Source organism: Campylobacter sp., from assembly GCF_052169515.1.
In the GTDB taxonomy this organism is placed as follows: Bacteria; Campylobacterota; Campylobacteria; order Campylobacterales; family Campylobacteraceae; genus Campylobacter_A.
In genome coordinates this window covers 1-26,942 of record NZ_JBQNCH010000010.1, presented here as the reverse complement: position 1 = coordinate 26,942, position 26,942 = coordinate 1, and the positions used below count along the sequence as shown (strand labels likewise).

Here is a 26,942-nt window from a genome sequence, read left to right as displayed (position 1 = left end):
AAAATTTCTTCATTTTTTAAGGACATCAAATGCAACCAGATTTTTATCTTTATGCTTCCATATTTTTAGGAGTACTATTTTTGATTGCGATATTTGTCATCTACTCATTTAATAGAGATAAACTCGAGCTAAAAAGAAATTTGACACAAAAGGAGCAAGAAAATTTTGAAATTTCATCAAATCTAACAAATTTAGTATCTAAAAATAGTGAAAACCTGCAGCTAATTAGCGAGCAAAAAGCAAGGCTTATGTCAAATCACGAGCGAATCGACGAACTCATCGGTGAGATAGATACGCTAAAAGCCAAAATAACACAAAAAGACGAAGCTGAAGATGCGATGGAGCGCGTGATAAACGAGCTTAAAGAGAGTATCGGTACAGCAAATGAACGAGCCAAGAATAACGAGGCAAATTTCACCGCAACTTTAGCCGAGCTAAATCAAAATAAAAATGCTTTAGCTGAAGCAAGTGAGCGAGAAAATAGATTAAAACGTGATATGGCTGTGCTTAGAAATGAAATAGAAGCAAAAGAAAATAGCCTAAAAGAGCAAGAGGCAAATTTATTCAAAGTAAAAAATGAGTTAAATTTGGAATTTTCTAATCTTGCAAATAAAATATTTGAAGAAAAAAGTGCAAATTTCACACAAAATAGCCAAAATTCTTTAGATCTTTTACTAAAGCCACTAAAGGAGCAAATTTCAACCTTTCAAGAGCGAGTAAATGCAGTCCACGACGAATCAGTTAAGGGCATGAGTGCGTTAGGAATGCAGATTAAGCACATAAGTGAGATTGGTATCTCAATGTCAAAAGAGGCAAACTCGCTAGCCACTGCACTAAAAGGTAGCAATAAAACACTTGGAAACTGGGGTGAAATACAGCTTGAACGCACATTTGAGGCTTCTGGACTTGTGAAAGACGAGCATTACTTGACACAACAAAATTTCAAGAACGAAGAAGGCAAACGTCTTATTCCTGATTTTATAGTAAAGATACCAGATGGCAAACACCTAATAGTTGATTCTAAAGTCTCACTTATAGCTTACGAAAAGGCTATCACAGCCAGCAATGAAGAAGAACTAAATTTAGCGCTGAAAGAGCATATTGCTTCTATGAAAAATCACATAGATAGCTTAAATAGCAAAAATTACGGTGAGATCATACCTGATAGCCCTGATTTTGTATTGATGTTTATACCAATTGAGCCAGCATATATCGAAGCTATGAAATTTGATAGTTCTCTTTTTGACTACGCATTTCAAAAGCGCGTAATACTAGTATCTCACACTACGCTTATGCCTATCCTTCGCACAGTGGCAAATTTATGGCGCATAGAACGTGGCAATGAAGAGGCCAAAAATATCGTAAAGAGTGCGATTAAAATTTATGATAAAGTCCGCAATGTAGCCGAGCATATGAATAGACTTAGCAATACACTAAATACTGCGAATAAACATTTTAACGCCCTTGCATCAAGTTTTAGTGGCAGAGATGGTCTTGTTAGTAGACTTGAAAATTTTAAACGTTTGTCTCCAGATGATCAAAAGGATATAGAAGTAAAAGAGATAGGCGTAAATAACGAATTAGAAAAAGAGGATTAGGATATGGCTAGAAAGTCTAGCCATAAAAATTTATTTTAAAAGACCTTGTTTTTTCATTTGTTCCATTACTTGAGCAAACATCTCTTTAGCTTGTTTGCAAGTAGCGTCTTGTTGCTCTTTTGGAAGTGCAGCAAGTTGATCCATTGATTGTTTCTTTTGATCTTCGTACATTTTTACTTGTTGCTCTTGTCCAGCTTGTTTGTAAGCTTCAACCATCTTATCGATGTCTGAGAAGTATGATTTGCAAGTATCTGTAAGATCTGCAGCGTTTAGGCTTAGTGCAAAGCCAAGAGTAGCTAAAACTAAAAGTGATTTTTTCATCTCTTTCTCCTTATAAAAATTTAAAATAATTATAGTACTTTCTGCTTATAAGGGAATAAATTTGAAATAAAAATTTTATAGCCAAAGCTGGCACCTTGGCTATTTTTGGCTTTTTAGCCTAGGAATTCGCGCTTAAAATACTCTTTTGGAGCTTTGCAAAGTGGGCAAGCACCTGGAGCTTTTTTGCCTCTGTGAACGTGTCCACACACCTCACAAACCCAGATATCTTCTTCATCGCTCTCAAAAAAGCCCTCTTCATCAAGCATCTTTTTAAGCTCTAGATACTCTCTCTCGTGCTCAACCTCAACCTTGCCGATCGCATTAAATAGTCTCTCAACATCTCTTAGCTCTTCTTCTTTTGCGATCTTTGCAAAGTCTGGATACATTGTCGTATGCTCGTAGTTTTCGCCAGCTGCAGCATCAAGTAAATTTTTATCCATCTTATCGATCGGATCATTCATCAGCTCGTGATATTTTTTAAACTCCGCCCTTGCATGCCATTTTTCATTTTCAGCCGCTTCGTAAAAGTGTCTAGCAATTGCATGATAGCCTGCTTCTTTGGCTAAATCACCATAAAGCTCATACTTGTTTCTAGCTTGTGACTCACCAGCAAACGCCTTCATCAAATTTACCGCTGTTAAATTTTCAGTCACACATTTCATCTCTTCGCCGCAACAGGTTAGTGTGCCGCCACCAACTTTTTGCACCTCGATCTCGTTGCCGCATTTTTCGCATTTGTATGTTTCGTACTGTCTCATTTTGACTCCTATTTTGATAAATTTTGATTGGATTATAACCAAATAATTAAAATAAGTAAATAATAATTTTTATTAATAACATCTATCATTTTTATTTAGTGCATATCAGGTGTGCCAACTTTGCAGCCAGTGGCGCTATGAAAAATATCACAGGATATGCCACCATAAGTGCTTTTATATAAGCTGCGAGCCAAATTTTACAAATCCGTCAATAAAGCCCAGATTAAAATATATCAACATAAAATACATTATAAGTGCCATACATGCTGACATTATAAAAGTAAATACATATCTATAAAATTTCACTGGTATCATAAAATTTTGCTCATAATGGCTTTAAATTCTCTAACCTTATACTCAGCATATCCGAGCTGATGATAGACATCTTGAGATAAAATTTCATCAAGCTCTTTACGATCCTTAGTGTCTACGATCACAACGTCTGCATGATCCTCATCCGCAAATGGTCCAAAAAGTAAGAAATTTCCCCCATCAACATACTTTATAAACCACCCTCTATGCTTAGCAAAAAGCTCCTCACCCATCTATTTTGGTATGAGATCTGTTTTTAAACTAATACTAACTATAAACATGTTTTATCCTTTAAATTTACTTGTAAACAAAGCTACTAGCCTTACCTGCGGTGCCACTCTCATTTCACACTGCATCTATCATTTCGTTATTTAAAATTTTGATATCTTTTAAACTCTCACATCCTGCCTTAACGGGCAAAAGCCCAAGTGCCAATAAGCACCGATGCGCAAAATATGAAATCTTTTTCATAAGAGTACTTAGAATTTTATCTTACTAAACGAGATCTCATTTTTTAGACCAAAGCCATCAAATTCATCTATTAGTCCGGCTCGCTCTTTGGCATAAGCTTTGTAATTTTCGCTGTGGCGGTAGCTCTCAAAGCTAGCCTCATCTTTGTAAATTTCAACCATCACCCATTTGTTAGGTGTCTCTTTTAGGCTAAATGCAAACTGGGCTAATGTGCCGTCATCTACGCTTTTTTGCATATATTTTTTAATGATCTTTTCAAATTTCGCATCGCTCTTTGCTTTGAGGTTTAAATTTATGATACGAAAATACGCCTCTTTTAGCCGCTCTGGAGTTAAATTTTTAGAATACGCAGCCCGCTTTCTTACGCTAAAAGCCTTTTTACTAGCTAAAATTTCAGCACTCTCACTTGCAAATTTTTTAAAGTGCTCCGAGCTAGTATGCTTTTTATAAGCCGTCTCGTCCTTGTAAAACTCAAGCACGTAAAATAGCTCTGGCTTACTCTTTGCGCTTATGAAAAATATCGCCTGCGTGCCTGGCTCACTCTTTGAGCTAAGGATATTTTCTCTGCCAAGCTCTTTTAGCAAAGTCTTATTATTTGGCGTCGCTAGTAGCTCATAAAAGCTCACTTTTACCTCTGTGCCAAAGGCAAAAGCCGCCAAAAATACTAATAAAAATAGCTTTTTAAACATCAAAACTCCTATAAATTTATCTTTCTACCACTCTTTTAATCCAAGCAAAAAGCTCATCAAGGTCGTAGTCGCCGCCATGTCCTTGCCCCCAGACTGCTTCAAAATCAACCTCTTTGCCAACATTTTTTAGCGAGAGTGCGAGCATAGCAGGCACAGCAAGGGCTAAGTCTGTGTCGCTTGTGCCCTGTCTTATGCGGTAGAATTTCGCTGCTTTTTTGTTTGCGGTGTAGTTCATCGCATTCATCATCTTTATGACACCAGCCTCCGCCATCTCGCCGCCACTTTGCTCTTTTGCAAATTTAGTAAAGTGCTTTGTGGGCGTTTTGCTATCACCAAACAGATCGTTTTCAGGATTTTCCAGTGTAAGTCCGTCAAAGGCAACCGGCGCTTTAGCACGTTTTAGCGAGGCAATAAAGTCTTCAAATTCAAAGGTATATCCAAGCTGGCAGCCCTGCGTGTCAAGCGTGATAAATTTAGGTGTGAGCGTGTTTTTGTCGCTGCTTTTTGTAGCAGTAAATGCTCTTGAAAGCAGAGCGTTTATATACTCTTTGAAGCTGCCCTCGCCATTTTCATCAAGACTTAGCATATGGCCTTTGGCGTCTTTTAAATTTAGCGAGTTTAGATAGGCTGGAAATTTAGCTTTTAGCTCACGTGAGAGCTCTTTTTGCGTGGCGTTTAACTCGCCTGTGACCATCTGTGGCTTTTTACTCCTGTCGTTAAAGCTGGCTGCATCAAGGCCTGAAAAGTCTATCCTTTCAAATTTATCCAGATCCCCAAACATCCACTCATACGCCTCGTCCTGATGCTCTAAATTTGTAACAGGGCAATAGATAGAGGCGGCATAAATTTGATCGTCTGCTCTTGCAGCGCCTAGCTCTTTAAGATATGGCTCATACTCTTTTGCCCCTGCGCTAACGCCAAGAAGTGCCGACATCGCACCGCCTGCGCTCGTGCCGTTTGAGATGATCTTATTTGCATCGCCTGGCATAAATTTATCATTAAATTTAAGATATCTAACAGCTGCTTTTAGATCAACTATCGCAGCTGGTGCTTTACCAATGAAGTTTTCACTATCTTTTAGCGTCCTACCTCTAGCGCCAACACTCGCCACGACATAGCCTCTAAGAAGCGCTTCAAGAGTGGCATTTGGCTTTTTGTTTTGAATTTCTGGCTTTGAAGGCATTGCTGGCATGTAGCCACCGATCGCATTTGGCATGAAAATAGCTGTCCTTTGGTCGCTAAATTTACCCTCTGGCACATAAAAATTTAAGACCTCATATTCGCTAACCGGCTTTGCCACATAGACTATGCCTTCATAAGCTCTAAATTTAAGCTCCACGCCGCCAACTTGCACACTTTTTAGCTCAAACTTGCTCTCGTCAAATTTAAGCTCATTTCCAAAGCACGCCCCAGCTAAGCAAGCCACCAAAATCGCACCTTTTATGCATTTCATCTTTTTCCTTTTAGCCAATAATGACTGCCTTATCCTCAAATTTAGCAGCCCCATCAGTGTAAAACTGCCCGCCAGCTATGTAGTGAGGCGTTTTGAGGTCGTCATCTAAATTTTCAAATTTCCAGTGGCCATCTTTAAAAACGCGTGTATCGGCGTAGGCTGCCACAACTTTAGCCTTAAATAGATCAAATTCACTCTCGTTTTTACTATCTTTAATGATCTCACAAACCATATAGGCCGCGCACTCTTTTAGCAAAGGTACGCCATTTTCGTAAAACATCTCCACCCCAGCGAGCTTCTCTTTGTCGCCGTGCATGCTGGTAATTCCAAGCCTTGCAATAAGTGGTGTATCTTTAAAAAATGGCACACAAAGGCCAAATTTACCACTCTTTTCAAAAAGTGAGCGAGTGAATGAGCTAGAGTCTATGACCGCTGTTATCTTGTCGTAGTCTAGTGGACAGACCCAAGAGGCATTCATAGCGTCTACGACATCACCGTGACTTGCTAAGATGATAACTGTTGGGCCATGATTTATCAGACGATAGGCTTTGTTTAGATCAACTTTTTGTAGTGCCATTTTGTTTCCTTGATTTGGTTTTATTTATAGTTTAATCCACCTTTATATGGATAGTTATAAACAAATTTTATCTTTTTGCCTAATATTTGACAGCATAGTCAAATTCTGTCTTTGTGGCAGCTCCTATGCCAGAGCCTGCTTCTGTTATCAAGATATATTTTTTTCATTTTGTATATTCCATAGGGCTATAAATTTTCACGCCCTCGCTGTGATCTTGTGCCACTTCAACGACCACTTTAGCGATATCTTCTGCTCTCATTGGGCGGTATTCGTCCAAAAAGCCTTTTGGGATAAATTTAAACGCCTTTATCGCCAAATACTCACCTAACCTAAATTCTTTTCTATCGGCTTTTATAAGCGGGGTTCTAACGATCTGAAGTGAGTTGTAGCCAAGCTCTTGTATTTTGCTTTCTGCTTGTCCTTTTACTTTTAAATAAAATGAGCCTGACTTTCTACTAGCTCCTACTGCCGAGATAAAAACAAAACGTTTTGCGCCGCACTCCAAGCCAAATTTGGCAAAATTTATAGGATAAGTCGCATCCACCTTATAAAACTGTTCTTTATGCTTTGCTGCTTTCATCGTTGTGCCTAGTGCACAAAAGACCTCATCAACAATAAATGGCACTTCATCTTTAAGCTCATCAAAATTTATTACTTTTGCTTCAAGCTTTTCATGAGTAAATTCTAGCTCGTGCCTAACAAGAGCGATGACCTTACTATAATGCTCACTCTGGCATAAATTTTTTAAAATTTCGCTTCCCACAGCACCACTAGCTCCAGCTATAAGGGCGATCTTTTTCATACTATTCCTTTATAAATTTAGATAAATTTTATCTCGCTAAGGCAAAAATTTCACTTATAGCTTCTTTTGTATAAATTTGCTCTAGCCTCCTACCTTTCGCATAGTCATAAACTAGAGCCATGATCTCATCTAAATTTGTATCATCAACTCCGATTTCAATAAGACTTGTTGGCGTGCCAACCTTATTAAACCACTCTTTTAGCCTCTCTATAGCCAAGTCCGCATCATCTACACCAAAAATTTCTCTACCAAAACGCTTAAATGCATCTAAATTTCTATCCTTATACCACTTCATCCAAGCTGGCATAACCACACTTAGTCCAGCTCCGTGCGCGCAGTCTACCACCGCACCTATGGCATGCTCGATCATATGGTTTGGATAGCTAAAGCCAGCCGTGCCAACATAAGTTAGTCCATTTAACGCCATCGTCGCAGCCCAAGCAAACTCACCTCTAGCATCGTAATTACCTGGCTCTTTTAGTAAAATTTCTGTTGTTTTCATAACGGTTTTTATATTTGCTTCGATGTATAAATTTATGATCCCAGGCTGAACACTCGCTGTAAAGTAACCCTCGATACTATGAGCGATAATGTCAGAAGCCGAATACACCAAATACTCTTTGCTCACGCTTGCTTGAAGTAGTGGATTTACCACCGATACTTTTGGCCTTATGCAGTCGCCATGCATAGCAAATTTTTGCTTTGTAGCTTCATTTGTGACGACTGAGCCGCCGTTCATCTCTGAGCCAGTTGCCGCAAGCGTTATGATGTCAAAGATCATCAGCGCTTCGCTTGGGTCTCTGCCTGTAAAAAAATCCCAAACATCGCCACTATATTTTGCTCCAGCAGCCACGGCCTTGGCACTATCAAGCACCGAGCCTCCGCCAATGGCTAGCACACTATCGACGCCCTCGCTTTTGGCTAAATTTATAGCCTCTTTTACCTTGCTTAACACTGGATTGCTTTTTACACCACCGATCGCACAAAACCCTATACCATTTGCAACTAGACTTTTTGCAGCCACTTCAAAAAGGCCGTTTTGCTTGATCCTCTCACTGCCATATATGATGAGCGTCTTTTTAACGCCAAATTCTCTCATATATTTGCCCATGTTTTGCTCTTTGTCTTTGCCAAATTCTATTCTTGTGGGATTTAAAAAGCTGAAGTTTTGCATAGTTTCTCCTTGCTAAATTTTAATAATTATAGTTTTACAAAACAAAAATTTTCTTAATAAGAATAAGTTGGTAGTTAGAAATTTCTTAGTTTAATGGGTAGTTTTGAAGTGATTTTTGCTAGATCAAAGCTATTTTTTGGATCGCTTAAATTCCCAAAATTTTCGCCTGTGTCAAAGAATTTTTGCAAATAATAATTACCTCTATAACCAAACTCATAAAGTGTTTCTGACATCTTGGCGATATCAATCTCGCTTAACAAGTCCGCATGCACGGTTGTTCTAACTTCAAAGTCAAAATTTATTTCAAGTAGATATTTTAGTGTGCTAGAAAATTTTTCATATAAATTTGAGCCGGTTACACCTACAAATTTTTCTTTCGGTGCTTTAAAATCAAGTGCAATATAATCAATCAATCCTTCATCAATAGCACTTTTTAAAATCTCAGGATGTGAGCCATTTGTATCGACTTTTAGGCAAAAATTTCTCGCCTTAACTTCTCTTGCAAGCTTTAGAAATAAAGGATTTGCTGTGCACTCACCACCACTAAAGACGATGCCATTTAGCTTGCCGATACGACGATCTAAAAAGCTACAAACCTCGTCCGTACCTATAGTGCCGTTTGAATCTACAACCTCTACGTTGTAGCAGTATACACACCGCATATTACAGCCTGCAAACCAAACTACTGCAGCCACTTTGTCTGGGTAGTCAAGCGTAGTAAATGGCGTTATACTAAAGATTTTTTGCAAATTTGTGGACCTTTTGAAATTTAAAAGGCACAGAAGATTGTGCCTTTTTGTATTTTATTGTTGTATTTTACTGCAATGATTTATCTTTTGCAGCAACTCGCGTGCTCGTCAAATTTTACACGCTCTTTGTGTTCACCTTTTTTGCCAAGGTTAAAGCTCTCAACTGGACGATGATAGCCCATAACACGTGTATAAACTACACACTTTGTACGCTTGTCTTGTACTTTTTCCAAAATATCTTTTTCTGTCATTTGCTCTCCTTATTTGGAATTATTTTTCTCTTTTTCTATTAATTCTGCATCACAAAGTGGACAAAACTCATGCTCGCCAGCTATATATCCATGTTTTGCACAAACGCTAAATACCGGCGTTATCGTGATATACGGTAGTTTGTAGTTTGAGATTATGCTCTTTACAAGCTCCTTGCAAGCTTTGGCTGAGCTTATACGCTCTTTCATATAAAGGTGAAAGACTGTACCACCTGTGTATGAGGTTTGAAGCTCATCTTGCAAATCAAGTGCCTCGTAAGCATCATCTGTAAAATTTGCTGGAAGCTGGGTTGAGTTTGTGTAGTAAATATTTTCTCCCTCGCCCGCTTGGATAATGTCTGGATAGCGTTTTTTATCCTCTTTAGCAAAGCGATATGTTGTACCTTCAGCTGGTGTTGCCTCAAGGTTGTATAAATTTCCAGTTTCTTCTTGAAATGTCCTTATCTTATCACGTAAAAATTGAACCATTTCAAGGGCAAAATCTCGTCCAAATTTTGTTGAAATATTCTCTTTATCGTCTGTAAAATTTCTAAGCAGCTCGTTCATGCCGTTTATGCCGATCGTGCTAAAGTGGTTATTAAAGTGCTTTAGATATCTAGCTGTGTAAGGGTAAAGACCTCTGTCATACATCTCTTGGATAAATTTACGCTTTTTCTCTAGAGTTGATTTAGCTAGCTCTAAAAGATAACTCAGTCTGTTATAGAGTGCGACTTTATCGCCTTTGTAGTTGTATCCCAGGCGAGCCAAATTTATAGTCACAACTCCGATCGAGCCTGTCATCTCCGCACTACCAAAAAGGCCACCTCCACGCTTTAGCAACTCTCTTAGATCAAGCTGTAAGCGGCAGCACATAGAGCGCACGTGACCTGGTTTATAGGCGTTTTCGTTTTCTATCTTGTTGCCATTTTCGTCATAAGTGTACTGCGAGCCGATGAAATTTTGAAAGTAGCTTGAGCCCATTTTGGCAGTATTTTCAAAGAGTATGTCGGCTACTTCGCTATCCCAGTTAAAATCCTCTGTAATATTTACCGTTGGTATCGGAAATGTAAAAGGCTGTGAGCACTTGTCACCAGCTGTCAAAACCTCATAAAATGCCTTGTCTATGCGTGCCATCTCAGGCTCGAAGTCCTTATAGGTCATATCGATCAAATTTTTCCTGCCGCGCTCGTTTGCTTTTTTCAAAATTTTCTCATCTTTTACATTTGTAAAAAGGTGTATATCATCGCTTGTTGGGATCTGATCCCTTAGGTCGCTTGGGCAGGTGATGTCGATAGTGACGTTTGTAAACGGACTTTGTCCCCAGCGTGCAGGAACGTTTAGGTTAAATATAAAACTCGTGATCGCCTTTTTGATCTCAGCGTCGCTTAGATCGTCTTTAAAAACATAAGGCGCAAGGTAGGTGTCAAAGCTCGAAAACGCCTGAGCGCCCGCCCACTCGCTTTGCAAAATGCCTAAGAAATTTGCCATTTGATAGAGTGCTTCTCTAAAGTGCTTTGGCGCTCTGCTCTCAACCCTGCCACGAACGCCGTTAAAGCCCTCATTTAGCAAGGCTCGCAGGCTCCAGCCAGCGCAGTACCCTGTAAGGCAGTCAAGGTCGTGGATGTGATAGTCGCCGTTTCTGTGAGCTAGACCCTCTTCTTTGTTATAAACAGCGTCCAGCCAGTAGTTTGCGATAACTTTGCCAGCGGTATTATTTATAAGGCCTGCGTTTGAATAGCTCGTGTTTGAATTCGCAGAAATTCTCCAGTCGGTGCCGTTTATATATTCATTTATCGTCTGGGTTGAGTTTATATAGGTCGTGTCGGCGTTTAGGCCCAAAATTTGCTCGCGTTGAAGCTTATGTGTGTGGCGGTAGAGCATAAAGCTTTTTAGGACGTCGAAGTAACCGCCAGCAAATAGCTCTTTTTCGATCGCATCTTGGATGTCCTCGACTGTTATTGCGCTTGATTTTTGAAAGATATCTTGGACTACGTTTGTAAAAACTTGCTCGTCATAAGCCACATTTTCGCTTGCAAATGCCTTTTTTATCGCATCTACTATCTTATATGCTACAAATTCTTGTCTTGTGCCGTCTCGTTTTAAAATTTCACGCATCGCCCACTCTTTCCGATTTTTTTTAATATGGAGTTTTAAAGTATAAGACAAGAAAGCTTAAACAATAGACAACTATTTTCTTTTGTTTAATAATATTTATCAAAAAATATAAAATTTTATGAAGTTTTCTTAAAGGATAAATTTACGTTATTTAAGTATTTTAAACTAAATTTTGATTATTTTACTTAAATAATTATTTTAGTTTAAGTTTTTAAATTAACCTATTTAAAATTTTACAAGCCGCAAGCAATAAATACTTACTAGTCTCAAAACAAATTGTTGTCAAGATCGCAAAAGAGATAAACTACGACGAGGTATTTGACGCGATAAAATCAAGCGGAGGCTGCGGGTGCAGGTGCATGTAAGCCGCGAAATTTAAAGGTCGCGAGAGCGGTCTTTTTTATACAAATCTTAAATTTCCTACCATACAGCGATAATATAAATTTAAAATTTTTACAAACAATCTTATATAAATAACAAGGGTATAAAAAATAACTCATATAATTATTCCTACTAACAAAGTTCTCGTATAGCATCAACAATAGAATCCGTACTCCACTTAACTATCCTGTCGGCAGAGTTTTTAACTACCATAGAGGTTCTTTCTGCTGCCCAAGGTTGTACAGCAATTATTTTCTTGCTCATGCTTTTTGCCAACTCTATTTCAATATTAATCCATTTGCTATAAGTAGCATATACTCCAGCCAATATAATAATGCAACTTGCTGGCTGCATTTGCCTTTTTATTGCTTCTTTCAGCTCCCAATCACTATCCGCATTATGAATTGGGTTGTTTTTAGGAACTGAATAATTTTTATAATAAAAATATGGTTTTGCATTCAATAGCTTTACAAGATTATCATATGCTTCTCTATATGCCCAAGAGTGACTAATAAATAAATTGTACATAAATTTTTCCTTACGAATAATTACATATTAAAATAACAATTAAAACAATATAAGATACTATAAATATTGACGGAATAAAATACTCAAGTATTGTCCCGTCTATATATTTTCTATCTTTTAAAAGCTCCCATTCTTTGATAAATGGTTTGTCTGGTAGTTTGTTTTCAATATCATTAATGACTTTAAATTTTTCACTATTTAGAATTCTAAAATTTCTTAATATAAAAATCCAAGCAAAGCATAATAAAACACCAATCAAAGAAACAATTAAAGATTTTAAATCCCATATAATTGAAATAGCCGTTAAAATTGCCATGTTGAGAGTTACAAACAAATTGTTTAAAGTATCTCGCCTTTGGCTTATATAATTTGCCATTTCTACACAGGTTTGCCATTGAGCTAAAACAATATCTTTATTTTCCAAATTTATCCTTTCATAATTTTACTAATTAGATTTCAATGTTTTAATTATATGGTTTTACTGACACCCCTCGCATTCGATAGAGCGGTCGGCTACGTCATTTAGTTTTTCGCTGTCTGGTGACTCAGAGCGAAGATAATAAGTTGATTTTAGTCCAAGCTCCCATGCAAGCGTGTAAATTTCACTTAGATAGCCGCCACTTGCTTTGTCTAAGCTCATGAAGATATTTAGACTTTGACCTTGGTCGATCCATTTTTGGCGGATCGCGCCTGCTTTTATCAAAATTCTCTGATCAAGCTCGTATGCTGGCGTGTAAAACTGCCAAGTATCAGGGCTTAAATTTGGCACGACATTTGGGATCATACCGCTTAGGTTGTGCTCGAACCACTTGCGTTTATAGACTGGCTCGATGGTCTGAGTAGTGCCAACAAGGATCGAGATCGAGCTAGTTGGGGCGATCGCCATTAGGTAGCCGTTTCTCATGCCGTCACGCTTGACCTTTTCTCTTAGCTTATCCCAGTCGCAGACATTTTCATCAAATAGTCCGCCTTTGTCATTTAAAAGAACCTTTGCGTTCTCGTTTGCTGTGTCTATAGGCATGATACCTTTGCTCCATTTTGAGCCCTCAAATTTTGGATATACGCCCTTTTCTACGGCTAAATTTGAGCTAGCGTAGATGGCGTTGTAGCTTATGTTTTCCATTATGCTGTCAATGAGCGCCAAATGCTCGTAACTGCCCCATTTTACGTTTTTCTCAGCTAGCATTTGCGCCTCACCCATGACACCAAGGCCGATCGAGCGAGATGATAGGTTTGTGTGTTTTACCTTTTTGTGTGGGTAGAAATTTAGGTCTATAACGTTATCAAGCATTCTAATAGCTATCGGCACGACACGCTCAATGTCTTCTTTGCTATTTATCTTGCTTAAATTTATACTTGCAAGGTTGCAAACTGCCGTTTTGCCCTCGATGCTCTCTTTTTCTACGATGAAAATTTGCTTGCCTTTTAGGCTATCAAGTGCGCTAAGTTTTTTGGCTTTTTTAGTTATGCCGCTATCGACCGTGACGTCTTCTTCTTCGTCAAATAGCTCCTCATCGCCATCTTCATAAGTGATCTTGATCTTATAGTAGTTTGGCGCTGTATTTTGGAAAATTTCGGTGCATAAATTTGAGCTTCTGATGATGCCCTCGTGGTCGTTTGGATTTGCTTTGTTGGCATTGTCTTTAAAGCACAAAAATGGCATGCCAGTTTCAAAATAGCTAGTTAAAATTTTCTTCCAAAGCTCTTTTACAAGAATGGTGTTTTTCTGGATATTTTCGTCGTTTTCATACTCCAAGTATCTCTTCTCAAACGCCTCGCCATAAAGGTCGCAAAGGTCGCTCACTTGAGCTGGGTCAAAAAGGCTCCAACGGCCATTTTCTTTAACACGCTTCATAAATAGGTCGTTTATCCAAAGCGCAGGGAATAGCTCGTGTGCTCTGCGGCGCTCTTCGCCTGAGTTTTTACGAAGATCAAGAAAATCACTCACGTCCATATGCCAAGGCTCAATATAAACAGCGATCGCACCTTTTCTAGTGCCTAGCTGATCGACCGCTACTGCGATGTCGTTTGTCACTTTTAAAAATGGTATGATACCACCAGCTGCGTTTTTGTGTCCGTCGATGCTGCCGCCCATCGCACGCACCTTACTCCAGTCCCAGCCGATGCCGCCACCAAATTTTGAAAGTAGTGCCATCTCTTTGTAGCTATCAAAAATGCCCTCGATATTATCAGGCGTGCTGCCTACGTAACAGCTGCTAAGCTGGTGGCGTGTAGTCCTTGCATTTGAGAGCGTTGGCGTGGCTAACATCACTTCAAATTTAGAGATGAGATCGTAAAATTTCTTAGCCCAACCTTGGCTGTCTAGCTCATTTTGCGCAAGAAACATCGCGATCGCCATAAACATATGCTGTGGAAGCTCGATTGGCATGCCATTCTTATCTTTGATGAGATAGCGGTCATAAAGCGTTTTGATACCAAGGTATGCAAACTGCAGGTCGCGCTCAGGCTTAATGTAGGCGTTTAGATCCTCAAGATCGTACTTCTCTTTTAGCCCAGGGATGATGCGGCCTACTTTTTCACCTTTTACTAGGTAATCTTTTAAGTGATTGTAGCCGTTAAAGCCAGTCACTTTGTGATAAAGGTCGAACAAAAATAGTCTCGCAGCAACAAATGTCCAGTTTGGGCGGTCGATGTCTATCTTATCAACTGCTGTTTTTATAAGAGTTTGTTGGATTTCCTCAGTCGTTATCATATCTCTAAACTGGATTTTCGCGTCCACTTCAAGTTCACTAAGGCTTACATTACTAAGACCAAAAACGGCTTCATTTGTATATTTTTTAATCTTACTTATATCAAGCTCTTCGGTTCTTCCATTGCGTTTTATAACTTTCAAAAATATCTCTCCGTATTAAATTTTAATGTGAGATTTTATCCAAAAAGAGATAAAAACTCTCTTTGTCACAAACTATATTTAAATACAAACTTAACCATCAAAATGAGAACAACATAGCTTAAGAAATGCCTTAATCTAAAGTTTTAAAAGCAATGTAATGACGTTTTGAATTGCTTTTTTTCGCTAAATTTATGCAACTCAAATTTACATGTTTTTGCAAGCAAATACCATCTCTTTAGCTAGCAAATTTAATGTTATAGTGGTTTGTGGTAGTTGCAGAAAAAAAAAGGGGGTGTTAATTTTACCCCTTGCGTTTAAATTTATTTGCCAAAGACTCTAACAAAAATTTTATCTACGTTTTTGGTGTAGTAGTTGTAGTCAAAGCACTCTTTGATCTCATCTTTACTAAGGCTTTTGGTTAGGTCCTCGTCGGCTAGTAAATTTTGTAAAAATAGACTGTGACCTTGCTCATCGATCGCCTTTTTGCCCTCTTGCAAGTCTGCCCAGACCTTCATGGCATTGCGCTGAACGATCTTGTAGGCGTCCTCTCTAGAGATTCCACGCTGTGGTAGCTGTAAAAGCACACGTTGCGAAAATACCAAACCGCCTGTTAAATTTAAATTTTTCATCATATTTTCTGGATATACGACTAAATTTGCTATCAAATTTTTGATGCGAACCAGCATAAAATCAGCCGTGATAAACATATCTGGCAGGATAAATCTCTCAACCGAGCTGTGGCTGATGTCGCGCTCGTGCCAAAGGGCGACGTTTTCAAGCGCTGGCGTGACGTATGAGCGTAGCACTCTGCAAAGGCCAGTGATGTTTTCGCTAAGGACTGGATTGCGTTTGTGTGGCATCGCGCTTGAGCCTTTTTGTCCTGGGCTAAAATACTCCTCAGCCTCATAAACCTCAGTCCTTTGGTAATGTCTAATAGCGACTGCGATCTTCTCACAAGTCGAGGCTAGAACTGCGATGGCGCTTACCACATGTGCGTAGCGGTCGCGCTGGATCACTTGATTTGATGCTGGGGCAGCTTTTAGACCAAGCTCCTCGCATGTTAGCTCTTCAAATTCCATCGGAGCGTGAGCTAAATTTCCCATAGCGCCTGAGAGTTTGCCGTAACTGATCGTATCTTTTGCATCTTTAATGAGCTTTAGCGCCCTTGCGATCTCGTCGTACCAGATGGCAAGCACGAGGCCAAAGGTTATCGGCTCGCCGTGGATGCCGTGGCTTCTGCCGACCATGAGCGTGTGCTTGTGCTCGTTTGCCCTATCTTTGATCGCCTGCATAAACTCTTCTACGTCGTTAATAATGAGCTCTAGGCTCTCTTTCATCTGAAGTGCGACGGCTGTGTCGATGCAGTCGCTTGAGGTCATGCCGTAGTGCACGAACCTGCTCTCCTCGCCAAGGCTCTCGCTGACGCTTGTTAAAAATGCGATGACGTCGTGTTTTGTCGTCTTTTCTATCTCGTCGATGCGAGCCACTTCAAATTTAGCGTTTTTGCAAATTTTCTCGCAATCACTGTCGTTTATAAAGCCGAGCTTATTCCAAGCCTTAACGGCAGCTTTTTCTACCTTTAGCCAAGCATCGTATTTTGCTTGTATGCTCCACTTTTCAGCCATCTCTTTGCGTGAGTATCTTTCGACCATCGTTGAACCTTTTGTATTAGTTTCTTTTTATTTTAAAGGTATAAATTTGACTTTTTAGGGCCAAAATCACATCTTGTAATTTTCTTAAATTTAAGTTTTGATTATATAAAATCCGGGCTGAAATGTCGGTTATATACTTATAAATTTGGGCTTAAGATAGCTCGCTCATTTTTTAAAGGATTATTTTTGCCCTACGTAAATAAATTTATCGCCACTGTAGATCATCAAAAAGCTTACGAAATTTTACTGCAAAATGGCTTTAGTATGAGGGAAGCACAACGCTTCATCGACAAGGGTAGACTCATCTGTGAGGGCAATGTCGTGAGTGAGAAAAATGCCATCTTGTGTGGTGATGTTTTTTTGATCGACTATAAGCCAGAGCCAAAAGGGCTTAAGCCGATCTTTGAGTGCGAAAGCTTTGCTGTATTTGATAAGCCAAGTGGCGTGCTAAGCCACCCAAATGGCAGACACTGCGAATACTCGCTAAACGATGAAATTTACACACTTTTTGGGCGAGAAGCGAGCGTGGTACATAGGCTGGACTTTGAGACGAGTGGTGTGATAGTCGTTGGAAAAGACAGAAATTCTACTATTAAACTAAAGAAAATTTTTGAAAACCGAGAGGTTTTTAAAAGCTACGTCGCTATGGTGCAAGGCAAAATCGAACAAGAATTTACGATCGATGCAAAAATGGATCTAGCAAACAACTATGACGATGTGAAAATGCGAATGCAAATTTGCGAAAATGGCAAGAGTGCGGTTACTAAAATTTTGCCGATTAAGTATTTTGACGATACTGATACGACTTTGGTTCGGGCCATCCCTCTCACTGGCAGACAGCATCAAATTCGCTTGCATTTGTTTCATGTGAAACACAAGATCCTTGGCGAACCACTTTATGGTTTGTCGCGTCCACAGATCGAGAAAATTTTAGACAAAAAAATGGGTGAGCTTGAACGGATAAAGCTAACTGGAGCAAAAAGACTCTTGCTTCACTCAGATGAAATTTCATTTAAATTTGATGAAATTTTTTACGATATAAAAAGTAAATTTGACGCCGGAAATGAGTTTTACCAATTAACGAAATTAGTAAAACAAGAATGAGATTATTTTAAATTTAGCTCACTTATTTGAGAAAGGGCTTTATCAATATTATTTTTTACAGCATCATTATAAGCACCCTCGACTCTATCATAACCAATAAAGGTTTTATTTTTACCAACTGATGTAAATGTTTTTCGCCAAATGGTTTTGCTGTCTTTACTTAAATTCCAAGCCATTTCCAAACTTATTTCCCATGTTAAAATATCACTACTTTTTATATTTAAAGCTTTTATAATAAAAATATCTAATTTATATTTACTATTATTTTCTATTGGTCCAAACATAGCTGATTTTTGTATACTTTTTACAACAGCATCCAAAATCTGTTTTTTATCTAATATCTTTGTATTACTAATAAGGCCACCATTTCCTGGAAAATAGACTCCTTTATCACCATAAACAAATACATTTATGCTATCTTTTGTAAGCTGCTTATGTATAGTAGCATCTAAAATCATTTTTTCGGACTGAACCTTGGGCATACATCCACTAAAAAACACTATTATTAAAATAAAAAATATATTTTTCATTCCTATTTTCCTTGCTTTTCAAACATTTTGGTTAATACCTCATTGACCATAAAGTCAGGATCTTTTCTAACAAGTGAACTACGCACACTATTTCCCACTATTATAGGAAAAGAATCACTACTATCCCTAAAAATAATTCGCAGATTTAGAAGGTAGTTTTTAAAATCCCAATACCATAGATCAATATAATTGACAATAATATCAGCATCTGTTCTACTATTTACGATATTGAAACCTTGCTGCTTTATTCGGGATTTAATAAGCTCATTAATTCCGCGCTTGTCATTTGGCTGGTGTTCTACAAAATACGACTTAACATTTGGCTTATTTGCTACAACAAAAGCTTCCTGTGAGATGACTGCACAACCAGAAAATAACAAGATAAAAAATAATGTTAGAAACCTCACTATATATCCTTTTATATGTAAATTCCAACACAAATCTTATCCCTTGTCTTATAAATATTTACTTAATATTTAATTTTATAAATTTCTACACAATTAAATAAGAATTAGTTTTTATCATAAGCTATTACTTTAATAAGTCCAAAAACCCCAATCCCAACTACAATGCATATAAAAACTATCTCAGCGATATCAAGAGTTGTCATTTTTTATTCACGTTAGTTTTGTCGTTAGTAAGATTTTCCTGTGCTTTAGTTGCACTCTTATCGCTAACGTTAGCTTTAAATTTTGGATTTTCATTTCGCTGTTTTAGTTGTCCACAAGCAGCACTTATGTCAAGTCCTTTACTCTGTCTGATCGTGCAAGTGACACCATGATCCCTTAGATATTCTTGAAATTTTATCATGCTGGCAAGCTCAGGTCGTCCAAATTCACTGCCCTCATGTGGGTTAAAATATATGAGATTTACCTTTGCCTTGATACCATGCAGTAGTTTTACTAACTTTTTAGCATCACTAACACTATCGTTTAAGTCCTTGATAACAAGATATTCAAACATCACGCGCTTACGCATATCGATAGGAAATTCCCTAACAGCGTCCATAACAGCCTCGATATTATAAGCCTTATTTATCGGCATTAGGCGGCTTCTAAGCTCGTTAGTAACAGCATGGAGTGATATGGCTAGCAATACCCCAAGGTCCATCTCACCAAGCTTTTTTATCTGGCTACCAAGGCCGCTAGTTGAAACGGTTTGGCGACGTGGTGATATAGCCAACCCCTCATTAAGAGCTAAAATTTTGATCGCTTTACTAACGTTAGCAAGGTTATCGAGTGGCTCGCCCATACCCATATAAACGACATTTATGCGCCTCTCATATGGTATATTATTCTCTCTTTTTATCCACAAAATTTGTCCTACGATCTCACCAGCAGTCAAATTTCTAACAAGTCCGCCCTTTGTTGTTAGGCAAAAAGCACAGCCCATTTTGCAGCCAACCTGAGAACTAACACAAACAGTATAACGAGCATAACGACTGATCTTACCATCTTCGTCACTAATCTCCTCTTTCATAGGCAGTAAAACACTCTCTATCTTCAGCCCATCTTTTAGCTCAAAAAGATACTTTATCGAGCCGTCGCTGCTTTGCTCAAATTTCACACATTTTAAAGGATCAAGGTAAAATTTCTCAGCCAGATCCTGACGCATATCCTTTGGTAAATTTAGCATTTGGCTAAATTCTGTCGCATTTTTTTTGTAAACCCACTCATAAATTTGCGTCGCTCTAAAAGAGGGAGAGACTAGCTCTTTTAACTCTTCGATGCTAAGATCAAGCAAATTTTTCACATATTTTCCTTTACATATTTTGTTAGTAGCTCTTTGGCTGCAGAGTGATTTTTTATAAACTCAGCATGTGCATTTTCATCACAAAAATTTGTCGATACAAAAATTCCATAAGCTGGAATTTTAAAAATTTGAGCTACTTTTAGAACAGAAAAAAACTCCATATTTTCTAAAAAATAACCCTTTTCAAACATCTTATGAGCTAAATTTTTATCTGTCGTTATGAAATTTGATGAATTTATTTTAATAGTTCCACGTGAAACGATAGAAGAAATTTCACACTCGATAGGTGAATAAGATCTATTTTCTATGCTAGAAATTTCAATATTTGCTCCAAACGAGCTTTCATAAATTTGCAAAATTTCACCATCTTTGTATAGACCAGCCGAACCAACAAAAACTATCTTTTCTGGCATCTGGTATAAATTTCGCTCAGGATTTTTTGATAAATTTTGGCTTAGATTTTGTAGCTCTGGATTTGATGAGTTTGCGAATTTAGCCTCGATCTTTGTAAGGTAGTGTGGATCGATATTTTTTAAATTTATACTCTTTTCACCTATTCCCACGCATGATCTTTTTTGCAAAAATTTAGTCAAATTTATCGCCATATCAACTAACCCTACACCCATCGGCAAGGCAAAGTCAAAAATTTCGTTTTTTCCAGCTGAGATAACCAACATCAAAGCCTAACCTCAACACCATTTGCTTTGAGATACTCTTTTAGTTTTTTTATCTCAATCTCGCCAAAGTGAAATATCGAAGCCGCCAAACACGCATCAGCCCCAGCTTCAAAAGCCTCTTTAAAATGTTCCATCTTACCAGCGCCACCGCTTGCGATAGTTGGTATAGAAAGTGTGCTAAAGATCCTTGTTAGCTCCAGACTAAAGCCCTGTTTAACGCCGTCATTATCCATAGACGTTAGTAAAATTTCCCCTGCTCCACGCGACTCTACCTCTTTTGCCCAAGCGAAGGTATCCTTTTTGGTATCGATCCTTCCGCCATTTATAAAAACGCTATAACCATTTTCTATCTTTTTAGCATCGATCGCCACAACGACACATTGAGAGCCAAATTTCTTAGCCGCTTCGTCAATCAAATTTGGATCTTTTATCGCCGATGAGTTTAGACTCACCTTGTCACAGCCCGCATTTAAAAGACGAGAAATATCATCGATCGTGCGTATGCCTCCACCAACGGTTAGCGGTATAAAAAGCTTACTTGCGACCTTTTTTACGACATCGACTATGGTGTCACGACCAAGGTGGGAGGCTGTGATATCCAAAAAGCAAAGCTCGTCAGCACCCTCGTTGTTATATCTTTTAGCTATCTCGACTGGGTCTCCAGCGTCGACAAGTCCAACAAAATTTACACCTTTTACGACCCTGCCGTCTTTTACGTCGAGGCATGGGATTATGCGTTTTGCGAAATGATTCAAATTTATCCTTTGTCTATCTTTCTAGCTGCCACCTCAAAATATGGCAAACTAGCCCAATTTTCTCGGTTTCCAACTATATAAATAACCTCTTTTGCTCTTGTTAGCGCCACGTTTAGTAGATTTGGTTTGCTAGCAGCCCACGCCCTAGCTCCCTTTGTCGCTCCGCCTAACACAAACACAATAACATCGGCCTCTTTTCCTTGCATAGTGTGGATGGTGCCAGCGCCTTTTAAATTTCTACAAACATCTTTAAACGGTGTTATTATTCTGATGTTATTTTTCTCACTAGCTAGCTCACTCTCCAAAAGTTTTTTAACCACATCACCTTCGGCTTTATTGTAGTTACCTATCCACTCTTCGCTCCTAACATCTATCCACTTTGTTTGCACGTTAGTATTTTTAAATTTACTAGCTGCACTTCTGCCAAGTATCATCATATCATCATAGGTTGTTTCGTTTGAGATTTCAAACATAGGATTGGCGCACCTTCTATGAACGATCAATGGCGAACCGACCCAGATACTCTCACCGCTTCCTTTTATATACGTGCCGATATTTTGTACCTTATCTGCTCTTAGTTGGAGTGATGATTTAAGTAAGTTAAACTCCTCTTTTGCCTCGCAGTAGCTAAGTATTGCGTTATTTAAACTAACAGGTAGCGTTACGACTGGCTCAAGCTGAAGTGGATCGCCAACCACTACAGCCATCTTTGACCTAAGCAGTGCACCTAACGCGTTAGTTAAATTTGCCTGCCCTGATTCATCTATCAAAAGCATGCCTATATCACCATTTAAAAGATCTTTAAAGGTGTTGTTAAACGATGCAAATGTAGAGCTAACAACCGGCGTTAGCAAAAATAATCCTTTGATTATCTCACGCCTATCTTTAGATTTAAGACCGTTTTTTTCAGCCATCTTTTCATCATTAAAGATGATGCTAAGTGCTCGTAGATTTGTCCTAACAGCTTCTTTGCAAGCAAAAATAGCTGATTTGTGCAAATTTAAGGCTTCTTTAAAAAGCTCTATTCTTCCTCTAAAAAGCTTTGTTTTGTAAAATTTCTCATCCACACCAAGCTCCATCATAAATGGCATACTCTTTTGCATCTCTTCGTTGCTCTTGCTAAAATTACCATTTAAATAATTATCAAGCTCTTCACTTCTACCGATTATTTTTTGACGCCTATTAAAATCATCACAAAGCCTACTAAAGTAGTCTATCTTTGTATTGAGCTGTGAAATTTTATCATCGAGCTCAGCCATCTCGATTTCCAGCTCATCAAGCCTTGCTTTATTTTTTTCTCTGTTTTCACTATTTTGCTTGCTTGCTTTTAAATTTTGCTCAGCTATCTGACGATTTATCTCACCAATTTTTATAACTTCATCATTGTATTTTTCAAAGGCATCGGTTTTAAAAATTTGCTGAAAAGTAAAGAATGCTGGCTTTTGCGGTAAATTTAGATACTCTTGTAAAGCCTCATTTTGGTTAACAAGTCTCCTTAACTCCTCTGCCTCTGTTTTTTTAGCATCCAGTTCTCTTGAATTTTTAAAAAGTTCCTCTTTTAAAGGCTGCAAAAGCTCATCTACCTGCCTAGCTGAGTTATAGCTCTCAAGCCTTCGATCAATGTCGCTAAGCTCGGTTTTAAGACCATTCAACTCCTCTTCTTTGATCCTGATCTCACTAAAAAGTAAATTTACCTCATGCAAGGCTTGATTAAATTTCTCCTTTGCCTCGTCAAAATCATCTATCTCATCACCTGTAGCCAAATACTTACCAAGACCCATTAAAAAGCCATCTTGCTCCAAAAACTCGCCGTACTCTTTTAGGGTCTCGTCATATTGGCTGTGAGTAGCCTCGATCTTTACACCATTAATCGCATTAAAAACAAAATTTGACTTATTTTGCTTTGAACCAAGCGCCACGCAAAACAGTCCCCAAGCTGGCTTTGATATAAATGACTTCTCACCAAATTTAGTCTTTTCATCAACCGAGAGAAGCCTTGTCGCTATAAATTTAAAATAATCAATCTCGCCAGCATAATCACCGATACTCTTTTGCTGGCTTAGCTCCTTGCTCAAGATCTCAACCGCGCCGTTATTGCAAGAGCTAACAACCATTTCGTAGCCCTGTAGCTCGTCATTTAGCTTAAAATAAAGCACTTTTTTATCGCTATCATAAACTGGCTCAAAGATATCGTGCCTGCTCATTTGCGCGAGCTTCATCGCCCTAAGCGTCACAACCTCAGCCATCACATCCTTTAAAAGCGTCGTCTTTCCAATGCCTGGAGCGCCATTGACACTATATATCCCGCCACTTCCTTCTTTAAATTTCTCTATGATATTGTTTAACGCCATTTGCTGCGAGAAATTTAAAGCGTAATCACTTGCAAAGGCCGATCTTGGGTAACGCTCAGCCCTAAAAAAGTCCCTAACCGCCCTTTGGTTTAGCTCATCTCTAACGTCAAGCCTCTCAAATTTATTTTCACTGCCCTCGTCTAACAACTGATCCGTTAGCTTGTGCGTCCTGCCTGACTCATAAAATTTGATGAGTAAATTTATATCATCTATAAAAAAGCTATTTAAAAGGCTCTCGCTCTCTTTGAAATTTGGATCAGCTATCCTTATCTCAAGCCTGATCATATCCTTACAAAATGGTGTTTTAAGAGAGTTTTTTAGCTCTTCATGCACCACTTTTAAGTATTCACTAAGCCTCACTTTTTTTTTATAGATAGAGAGTTTATCTTTTATACGCTCGCACTCTTTATTAAAGTCGTTTTGACTTATCTCTTTTAAGTGGTCCAGTCTAACAATAGCCCATGGGGCCGTGGAGATGAAAAGGTCATTTGATGAGCTTGGCGTAAAAAATGGGCTTAACTCATCATCTAAATTTGCCTCTTTTAGAGCAAAACTTTGCTCATTTTTGCAAAATACTAGATCGCCTGCGAGCTTAAATTTATAACAAAACGCCTTATCAAAGCTCGTTTGTTCAGACCTCAGCTCGTCTAAAATTTGCTCTTTTTGAAATTTCACCTTTGCTAGCTTTGATATCGTAAGAGCAAGCAATTCAGTCTCAAAAATGCCACCATAAATTGAAATTTCTACACCATTTTTCAAAAGAGGCCTATCAAATGCTCTTAAAATTTGCAGAAATTTCTCATCAAAATTTGTAATCTCAAGGTCCATTGATTTTTTAAATTTGCTATTTGTCTTTTTTGACTCATCTAAAGTTTTTGGCTCTAAATATTGTGATAATAAAAAGTATTTTAAGGTATTTGCCTTGCTCAAAGTTTATGCCCTATTTCGTTATTATTTAGTGATTATAATCCATTTTATATATGATTAAACTAAACTTGTAATCATTGTATAAGTAATTTTTGGCTAATATCGCGGCTATGATAAAGGCAAAAAAGCACTTTGGACAGAATTTTTTACAAGACAAAGCGACACTAGATAAGATCATCCAAGCGATACCCAAGAACGTGGCAAACGTCGTTGAGATTGGGCCTGGCTTAGGTGATTTGACATTTAGACTTTTGCAAATTTACAAGACGACCTGTTTTGAGATAGATTGTGAGCTGTTTCAAATTTTAAAGGCCAAATTTGCAAATGAGATCCAAAATGGACAATTAAAACTTTTTTGTAAAGATGCTTTAGAGCAGTGGCAAGAAGAGGGCGGACTAAGTAGTGAGAACTACTTTTTGGTCGCAAATTTACCCTATTACGTTGCTACGAAGATGATCCTAAATGCGATAGATGACGAAAAATGCCTTGGCCTTATCGTGATGATACAAAAAGAGGTTGCTCTTAAATTTAGTGCAAAGAGCAGGGATAAAGAATTTAGCGCTTTATCGGTCCTCGCTTCACTCCAGGGCAGGTGTGAGCTTTTGTTTGACGTGGATGCAAAACTTTTCAACCCGCCTCCAAAGGTTACCTCCTCGGTCATAAGATTACAAAAAACAGAAAAAATTTTCGGCAAAGACGGAATTTTCAAAGATACAAATTTATATGAAAGCTTTAAAGACTTCTTAAAAGCTGCATTTGCTTCGCCAAGAAAGACGCTTTTGAAAAATTTATCCACAAATTTTGACAAAAGGGCGCTAGAAGAAATTTTTGAAAATATAAACTTAGCCACAAATTTACGTCCACATGAGCTAGATGTCGATTCTTATCTAAAGATATTTGAGATTACAAAGGAAGATAATGAGCGACAAAAACGAAGAGAAAGTTGTAACCAACCAAAGTAAAAACAATAAAAGACGAAGATTTAGACCAAAAAACAAGCCAAAACAAGAGGGCGAAACTACCGAACAAACTTCACTGGCAAGCAAAAGTGTGATAGATAACTTCTTTGCAGCGGAGCAAGCTGAAGCTGAGGCGCACAGCGAGCCAAAGAGTCAAAATTCTCGCCCAAACAAACAAAGAAACAATAAAAATCAAAATAAAAATGAACAAAATGGCAAAGCAAAAGAACAAAAGCCTAAGCAGCCACAAGAGTCAAAAAATGACAGTGTAAATGAGACTAAAGCTGAAGTAAAAGAGTCAAAAGATAAACCAAAAAAGGCTAAAAAGCCAAAGAAAAGTTTACCAGCTAAGCTAAACGGCAATGAACAATGGCAGCAAGATATCGCAAGTGCAATGGTGGCAAACAAGGCCGTTCACGAACTGCGTCTAGAGCCAATGAAGTATCTAAACTCTAGCGAACACAAGATCCGCATAACACCTCTTGGGGGACTTGGTGAGATCGGTGGCAATATGACCATCTTTGAAACACAAGACAGTGCGATCATCGTGGATATCGGCATGAGCTTTCCTAGCGAAAGTATGCACGGCGTAGATATACTAATCCCTGACTTTGACTATGTTAGAAAAATAAAAGATAAGATAAAAGGCGTCATCATCACTCACGCGCACGAGGATCACATCGGTGCGGTGCCTTATTTTTACAAAGAGTTCAAATTTCCTATCTATGCAACACCGCTTCCGCTTGGAATGATAAATAATAAATTTGAAGAGCATGGCCTAAAACAAGAGCGTTCGCTTTTCCGCTCTGTCGAGAAAAGAAAACCATATCTTATAGGTGATTTTGAAGTCGAGTGGATACATATAACCCACTCTATCATTGATGCTTCTGCACTTGCTATCAGCACAAAAGCTGGTACGATCATCCATACAGGCGACTTTAAGATCGACCACACGCCGATCGACGGCTACCCAACTGATCTTGGCAGACTTGCATATTATGGCGAACGGGGCGTACTGTGTCTGATGAGTGATAGCACAAACAGCTATAAAGAGGGTTTTACAAAGAGTGAAAGTAGTGTAGGCAAGACCTTTGATGCGATTTTTTCCAAAGCCAAAGGCCGCGTGATAATGAGCACATTTAGCTCAAACATCCACCGCGTCTATCAGGCGATCGACTGGGGACTAAAATACAACCGCAAAGTCT

General features: G+C 38.4%; 25 protein-coding genes and 1 pseudogene. 4 read left to right on the top strand and 22 right to left on the bottom strand.

What is annotated here, in order from left to right; translation table 11 throughout:
• Nucleotides 1–29: 29 nt before the first annotated feature.
• Nucleotides 30–1,598 (top strand): DNA recombination protein RmuC, encoded by a 1,569-nt coding sequence (gene rmuC / locus ACTTKV_RS04795; protein WP_442549508.1) that lies wholly within the window; start codon nt 30–32, stop codon nt 1,596–1,598.
• 30 nt (nt 1,599–1,628) lie between these two features.
• Here the strand turns inward: rmuC and ACTTKV_RS04790 are convergent, their stop codons facing one another.
• The 16 genes and pseudogenes from ACTTKV_RS04790 to purB all read right to left on the bottom strand — a co-directional run bounded on the left by ACTTKV_RS04790 (nt 1,629) and on the right by purB (nt 16,682).
• Nucleotides 1,629–1,919, bottom strand: coding sequence for a DUF5339 domain-containing protein (locus ACTTKV_RS04790; RefSeq protein ID WP_087586547.1), 291 nt, complete (start codon nt 1,917–1,919; stop codon nt 1,629–1,631).
• A 113-nt stretch (nt 1,920–2,032) separates the two neighbouring features.
• Entirely contained in the window at nt 2,033–2,677 is a 645-nt protein-coding gene (locus tag ACTTKV_RS04785) for a ferritin family protein (protein WP_021091887.1), read from the bottom strand.
• A gap of 91 nt (nt 2,678–2,768) precedes the next feature.
• Nucleotides 2,769–2,843 carry a hypothetical protein gene (locus tag ACTTKV_RS04780; RefSeq protein WP_442549562.1) on the bottom strand — a complete coding sequence of 25 codons (75 nt, stop codon included), beginning with the start codon at nt 2,841–2,843 and terminating at the stop codon, nt 2,769–2,771.
• A gap of 145 nt (nt 2,844–2,988) precedes the next feature.
• On the bottom strand, nt 2,989–3,222 hold the full coding sequence (locus ACTTKV_RS04775; protein ID WP_442549507.1) for a YciI family protein: 234 nt from the start codon (nt 3,220–3,222) through the stop codon (nt 2,989–2,991).
• Nucleotides 3,223–3,334: 112 nt separating this feature from the next.
• Nucleotides 3,335–3,460: a hypothetical protein gene (locus ACTTKV_RS04770; protein ID WP_442549506.1), complete on the bottom strand. Its 126-nt coding sequence runs from the start codon at nt 3,458–3,460 to the stop codon at nt 3,335–3,337.
• A gap of 8 nt (nt 3,461–3,468) precedes the next feature.
• Nucleotides 3,469–4,149: a putative quinol monooxygenase gene (locus tag ACTTKV_RS04765; protein ID WP_442549505.1), complete on the bottom strand. Its 681-nt coding sequence runs from the start codon at nt 4,147–4,149 to the stop codon at nt 3,469–3,471.
• A gap of 16 nt (nt 4,150–4,165) precedes the next feature.
• Nucleotides 4,166–5,602 carry a subtype B tannase gene (locus tag ACTTKV_RS04760; RefSeq protein ID WP_442549504.1) on the bottom strand — a complete coding sequence of 479 codons (1,437 nt, stop codon included), beginning with the start codon at nt 5,600–5,602 and terminating at the stop codon, nt 4,166–4,168.
• A gap of 10 nt (nt 5,603–5,612) precedes the next feature.
• A complete protein-coding gene (locus ACTTKV_RS04755) occupies nt 5,613–6,179 on the bottom strand; it encodes a flavin reductase family protein (protein WP_442549503.1) in 567 nt (188 codons plus the stop codon).
• 163 nt (nt 6,180–6,342) lie between these two features.
• Complete coding sequence (locus ACTTKV_RS04750; RefSeq protein WP_442549502.1) at nt 6,343–6,981, bottom strand: NAD(P)H-binding protein; 639 nt, start codon at nt 6,979–6,981, stop codon at nt 6,343–6,345.
• A gap of 28 nt (nt 6,982–7,009) precedes the next feature.
• Nucleotides 7,010–8,155 carry an iron-containing alcohol dehydrogenase gene (locus ACTTKV_RS04745; RefSeq protein WP_442549501.1) on the bottom strand — a complete coding sequence of 382 codons (1,146 nt, stop codon included), beginning with the start codon at nt 8,153–8,155 and terminating at the stop codon, nt 7,010–7,012.
• 74 nt (nt 8,156–8,229) lie between these two features.
• Entirely contained in the window at nt 8,230–8,904 is a 675-nt protein-coding gene (locus tag ACTTKV_RS04740; protein ID WP_442549500.1) for an anaerobic ribonucleoside-triphosphate reductase activating protein, read from the bottom strand.
• An 80-nt stretch (nt 8,905–8,984) separates the two neighbouring features.
• A pseudogene (locus tag ACTTKV_RS04735) lies at nt 8,985–11,267 on the bottom strand (ribonucleoside triphosphate reductase).
• Between the two features lie 513 nt (nt 11,268–11,780).
• On the bottom strand, nt 11,781–12,176 hold the full coding sequence (locus tag ACTTKV_RS04730; RefSeq protein ID WP_442549499.1) for a TIR domain-containing protein: 396 nt from the start codon (nt 12,174–12,176) through the stop codon (nt 11,781–11,783).
• 10 nt (nt 12,177–12,186) lie between these two features.
• A complete protein-coding gene (locus ACTTKV_RS04725; protein WP_442549498.1) occupies nt 12,187–12,600 on the bottom strand; it encodes a RipA family octameric membrane protein in 414 nt (137 codons plus the stop codon).
• A gap of 54 nt (nt 12,601–12,654) precedes the next feature.
• Nucleotides 12,655–15,030: a ribonucleoside-diphosphate reductase subunit alpha gene (locus tag ACTTKV_RS04720; RefSeq protein ID WP_442549497.1), complete on the bottom strand. Its 2,376-nt coding sequence runs from the start codon at nt 15,028–15,030 to the stop codon at nt 12,655–12,657.
• Nucleotides 15,031–15,350: 320 nt separating this feature from the next.
• Entirely contained in the window at nt 15,351–16,682 is a 1,332-nt protein-coding gene (gene purB / locus ACTTKV_RS04715) for an adenylosuccinate lyase (RefSeq protein ID WP_442549496.1), read from the bottom strand.
• A 186-nt stretch (nt 16,683–16,868) separates the two neighbouring features.
• On the opposite strand from purB, the gene ACTTKV_RS04710 reads away from it, so the two are divergent.
• A complete protein-coding gene (locus ACTTKV_RS04710) occupies nt 16,869–17,786 on the top strand; it encodes a pseudouridine synthase family protein (RefSeq protein WP_442549494.1) in 918 nt (305 codons plus the stop codon).
• Between the two features lie 2 nt (nt 17,787–17,788).
• On the opposite strand, the gene ACTTKV_RS04705 is transcribed toward ACTTKV_RS04710, so the two are convergent.
• The 6 genes from ACTTKV_RS04705 to ACTTKV_RS04680 all read right to left on the bottom strand — a co-directional run bounded on the left by ACTTKV_RS04705 (nt 17,789) and on the right by ACTTKV_RS04680 (nt 24,781).
• Complete coding sequence (locus tag ACTTKV_RS04705) at nt 17,789–18,316, bottom strand: hypothetical protein (protein ID WP_442549493.1); 528 nt, start codon at nt 18,314–18,316, stop codon at nt 17,789–17,791.
• 2 nt (nt 18,317–18,318) lie between these two features.
• Nucleotides 18,319–18,723: a hypothetical protein gene (locus ACTTKV_RS04700; RefSeq protein WP_442549492.1), complete on the bottom strand. Its 405-nt coding sequence runs from the start codon at nt 18,721–18,723 to the stop codon at nt 18,319–18,321.
• A 199-nt stretch (nt 18,724–18,922) separates the two neighbouring features.
• Nucleotides 18,923–20,068, bottom strand: coding sequence for a 23S rRNA (adenine(2503)-C(2))-methyltransferase RlmN (rlmN, locus tag ACTTKV_RS04695; RefSeq protein ID WP_442549491.1), 1,146 nt, complete (start codon nt 20,066–20,068; stop codon nt 18,923–18,925).
• A complete protein-coding gene (locus ACTTKV_RS04690) occupies nt 20,065–20,745 on the bottom strand; it encodes a purine-nucleoside phosphorylase (protein ID WP_442549490.1) in 681 nt (226 codons plus the stop codon). Before ACTTKV_RS04690 ends, rlmN begins: the two co-directional genes overlap by 4 nt.
• Entirely contained in the window at nt 20,745–21,500 is a 756-nt protein-coding gene (gene hisF, locus ACTTKV_RS04685; RefSeq protein ID WP_442549489.1) for an imidazole glycerol phosphate synthase subunit HisF, read from the bottom strand. The genes ACTTKV_RS04690 and hisF overlap by 1 nt, the downstream gene beginning before the upstream one ends.
• Before the next feature lie 2 nt (nt 21,501–21,502).
• Nucleotides 21,503–24,781, bottom strand: a complete 3,279-nt coding sequence (locus ACTTKV_RS04680) for a DEAD/DEAH box helicase (protein ID WP_442549488.1) — start codon at nt 24,779–24,781, stop codon at nt 21,503–21,505.
• A 107-nt stretch (nt 24,782–24,888) separates the two neighbouring features.
• Between ACTTKV_RS04680 and rsmA the strand changes: the two genes are divergently transcribed.
• Both rsmA and ACTTKV_RS04670 read left to right on the top strand, forming a co-directional pair.
• Nucleotides 24,889–25,740 (top strand): 16S rRNA (adenine(1518)-N(6)/adenine(1519)-N(6))-dimethyltransferase RsmA, encoded by an 852-nt coding sequence (gene rsmA, locus ACTTKV_RS04675; RefSeq protein ID WP_442549561.1) that lies wholly within the window; start codon nt 24,889–24,891, stop codon nt 25,738–25,740.
• Nucleotides 25,697–26,942, top strand: a 1,246-nt coding sequence (locus tag ACTTKV_RS04670; protein ID WP_442549487.1) for a ribonuclease J, incomplete at its 3' end; no start/stop codon positions are given. The genes rsmA and ACTTKV_RS04670, both read left to right, overlap by 44 nt.